5 protein-coding genes are annotated in these 3,283 nt (G+C 67.4%); all 5 read left to right on the top strand.

The window, feature by feature from the left end; translation table 11 throughout:
- The coding region (locus tag AC2VON_RS14920) for a ParA family protein (RefSeq protein ID WP_486953647.1) at positions 1–280 on the top strand (280 nt) is incomplete at its 5' end.
- The gene (locus AC2VON_RS14925; RefSeq protein WP_486953648.1) at positions 277–1,116 is read left to right on the top strand and encodes a segregation/condensation protein A; all 840 of its coding nucleotides are present in this window, start codon (positions 277–279) and stop codon (positions 1,114–1,116) included. The genes AC2VON_RS14920 and AC2VON_RS14925, both read left to right, overlap by 4 nt.
- Positions 1,113–1,802, top strand: coding sequence for an SMC-Scp complex subunit ScpB (scpB, locus tag AC2VON_RS14930; protein ID WP_486953649.1), 690 nt, complete (start codon positions 1,113–1,115; stop codon positions 1,800–1,802). Before AC2VON_RS14925 ends, scpB begins: the two co-directional genes overlap by 4 nt.
- The gene (locus tag AC2VON_RS14935) at positions 1,802–2,554 is read left to right on the top strand and encodes a pseudouridine synthase (RefSeq protein WP_486953650.1); all 753 of its coding nucleotides are present in this window, start codon (positions 1,802–1,804) and stop codon (positions 2,552–2,554) included. The genes scpB and AC2VON_RS14935 overlap by 1 nt, the downstream gene beginning before the upstream one ends.
- Positions 2,551–3,234, top strand: a complete 684-nt coding sequence (gene cmk / locus AC2VON_RS14940; protein WP_486953651.1) for a (d)CMP kinase — start codon at positions 2,551–2,553, stop codon at positions 3,232–3,234. Before AC2VON_RS14935 ends, cmk begins: the two co-directional genes overlap by 4 nt.
- Positions 3,235–3,283 lie beyond the last annotated feature (49 nt).

The raw sequence follows: 3,283 nt of genomic DNA on the forward strand, positions 1-3,283 counted from the left end.
CACCGTCGAGAAGGTGCGCGACCGGCTCAACCCGAAGCTGACGATCGGCGGCATCCTGGTCACCCGCTACGAGCCGCGCACGGTCAACTCCCGCGAGGTCATGGCCCGGGTGCTGGAACGCTTCGGCGATCTGGTGTTCGACACGGTCATCACGCGCACCGTGCGTTTCCCGGAAACCAGTGTCGCCGGAGAGCCCATCACCACCTGGGCGCCGAAGTCCGGCGGCGCCCAGGCCTATCGTGCGGTGGCGCGCGAAGTCATCGACCGATTCGGCGCGTGAGTCACGACTCTGTGTCAGCCGACACGTCAGCCGATACGTCAGCCGGCGCCCGGAACGGCTTCCAGGTTCGGCTGACCAATTTCGAGGGACCGTTCGACCTGCTGCTGCAGCTGATCTTCGCGCATCGCCTCGACGTCACGGAGGTGGCATTGCACCAGGTCACCGACGAGTTCATCGCCTACGCCCGGGAGATCGGCCAGCGGCTGGGGCTGGAGGAGACGACGGCGTTTCTGGTGATCGCCGCGACACTGCTCGACCTGAAAGCGGCGCGGCTGCTGCCCGCCGGGCATGTCGAGGACGAAGAGGACCTGGCTTTGCTGGAGGTTCGCGATCTGCTGTTCGCGCGGCTGCTGCAGTATCGGGCGTTCAAGCACGTTGCGGAGATGTTCGCGGAGTTGGAGGCGGCCGCGCTGCGCAGCTATCCGCGGGCGGTGTCCCTGGAGGACCGGTTCGCCAACCTGCTGCCCGAGGTGATGCTGGGTGTCGACGCCGGCCGATTCGCCCAGATCGCGGCGATCGCGTTCACGCCGCGGCCGGTGCCGACGGTGGCCACCGAGCATCTGCACGAGGTGATGGTGTCGGTGCCCGAGCAGGCCGTTCGGCTGCTGTCGCTGTTGGAGGACCGGGGGACCGGTCAGTGGGCGTCGTTTGCCGAGCTGGTCGCCGACTGCCGGGTGGCGATCGAGATCGTCGGTCGCTTCCTTGCGCTGCTCGAACTGTACCGGGTCCGGGCGGTAGCATTCGACCAGTCAGAACCGCTTGGTGTGCTCCAGGTTTCGTGGACCGGAGAACGTCCGACCGATGAAGATCTTATGAAAGCAGACACCCTCTCGTGACTGACGAAGCGCCCGATCCCGGCCCGGGTATCGACGTCGCGACCGCGCCCGAGCTCGACGACGCCGAGTTGGCCGCGGTGTTAGAAGCGCTGCTGCTGGTGGTGGATACTCCGATCACCGTGGCGGCGTTGGCCGCGGCCACCGAGCAGCCGGTGTACCGGATCGCGGCGAAGCTGCGGGGGATGGCCGACGAACTGACCGAACGGGACAGCGGCATCGACCTGCGGGAGGCGGGCGGCGGGTGGCGGATGTACACCCGCAACCGATTCGCACCCTATGTGGAGCGGTTGCTTTTGGACGGCGCGCGGTCGAAGCTGACCCGCGCCGCGTTGGAGACGCTGGCGGTGGTCGCCTACCGCCAGCCGGTGACCCGCGCCCGGGTCAGCGCGGTGCGCGGGGTGAACGTGGACGCGGTGATGCGCACCCTGCTGGCGCGGGGGCTGATTACCGAGGCCGGTACCGACCCGCACACCGGCGCGGTGACGTTCGCTACCACCGAGCTCTTCTTGGAGCGGCTGGGATTGTCGTCACTGGCCGATCTGCCCGATATCGCCCCGCTGCTTCCCGATATCGATGTGATCGATGATCTCAGCGAGTCGCTGGACAGTGAGCCGCGTTTCATGAAACTCGGCGGCGGCGCGGCTGTCTTTGATCAACCGCCGTCGTTCGACGTGGACCGCGACTAATGACCGAGCCCGGCCAGCCCGGGGGCATCCGGTTGCAAAAGGTGTTGTCGCAGGCTGGGATTGCATCGCGGCGAGCTGCCGAGAAGATGATCGTCGACGGCCGCGTCGAAGTGAACGGGCGGACGGTCACCGAGCTGGGCACCCGGGTCGACCCCACGGCCGCGGTGATCCGCGTCGACGGGGCGCGGGTGACGGTCGACGACACGCTGGTGTATCTGGCGTTGAACAAGCCGCGGGGTATGCACTCGACGATGTCAGACGACCGCGGCAGGCCGTGCGTCGGCGACCTGATCGAGCATCGGGTCCGCGGCAACACGAAGCTGTTTCACGTGGGGCGCCTGGACGCCGACACCGAGGGGCTGATGTTGCTGACCAACGATGGCGAGCTGGCACACCGGCTGATGCACCCGTCCTATTCGGTGCCGAAGACATATGTGGCGACAGTGCGCGGAGCGGTGCCGCGTGGGCTCGGCAAGCAATTGCGCAGCGGCGTCGAACTCGACGACGGCCCAGCCCATGTCGACGACTTCGCGGTGGTCGACGCCGTGCCGGGTAAGACACTGGTGCGGCTGACGCTGCACGAGGGACGCAAGCGCATTGTGCGCCGGCTGCTGGCCGCGGTCGGCTTTGAAGTCCAAGAGTTGGTGCGCACCGACATCGGTGTGGTGTCGCTGGGGGAGCAGCGTCCGGGCAGTATTCGGGTGCTGGGGCGCAAGGAGGTCGGGGAGCTGTACCAGGCGGTCGGGCTGTGAGGCGCGTCGTCGTCGCGGTGGACGGTCCAGCCGGCACCGGAAAGTCCTCGGTATCAAGGCAATTGGCATGCGCGCTTGGGGCACGCTACCTGGACACCGGCGCGATGTACCGAATTGTCACCCTTGCGGTGCTGCGGGCCGGGATCGATCTGCGCGACACTGAAGCGATCGGGGACACTGCAGAAAAGGTTTCGCTTTCCGTCGGCTGTGACCCCGGCGAAGATCGCGCTTACCTTGGCAGGGAGGATGTCTCGACCGAGATCCGCGGCGATGAAGTTACCCGCGCGGTGTCGGCGGTGGCGGCGGTCCCGGTGGTACGTACCCGGCTCGTCGGCCTGCAGCGTGGCCTAACCCTCGGCTCCGGCAGCGTGGTGGTCGAGGGCCGCGACATCGGAACGGTGGTGCTGCCCGACGCCGACGTGAAGATCTTCTTGACCGCTTCGGCCGAGACCCGGGCGCGGCGGCGCAACGAGCAGAATATTGCCGCGGGTGGCGCAGATGATTACGACCGGGTGCTGGCGCAGGTGCGCCGTCGTGATCATCTGGACTCGACCCGAGCGGTGTCACCGCTACGCGCCGCCGACGACGCGGTAGTGGTGGACACCAGCGAGATGAGCGAGGTCCAGGTGGTCACCGGTCTACGGGAGTTGGTCGAGCAACGGACCGGAGCGGTGCGGTGAGCCCCCCGGATTCCGACGGCACCTGGGTCGACGAAAGTGACTGGGAACC

The sequence above is a fragment of the Mycobacterium sp. TH-M82 genome (assembly GCF_057473605.1).

Excerpts from the sequence above, each read along its gene's own strand:
- AC2VON_RS14935 (WP_486953650.1), top strand. The coding sequence starts at position 1,802 with ATGACCGAGCCCGGCCAGCCCGGGGGCATCCGGTTGCAAAAGGTGTTG.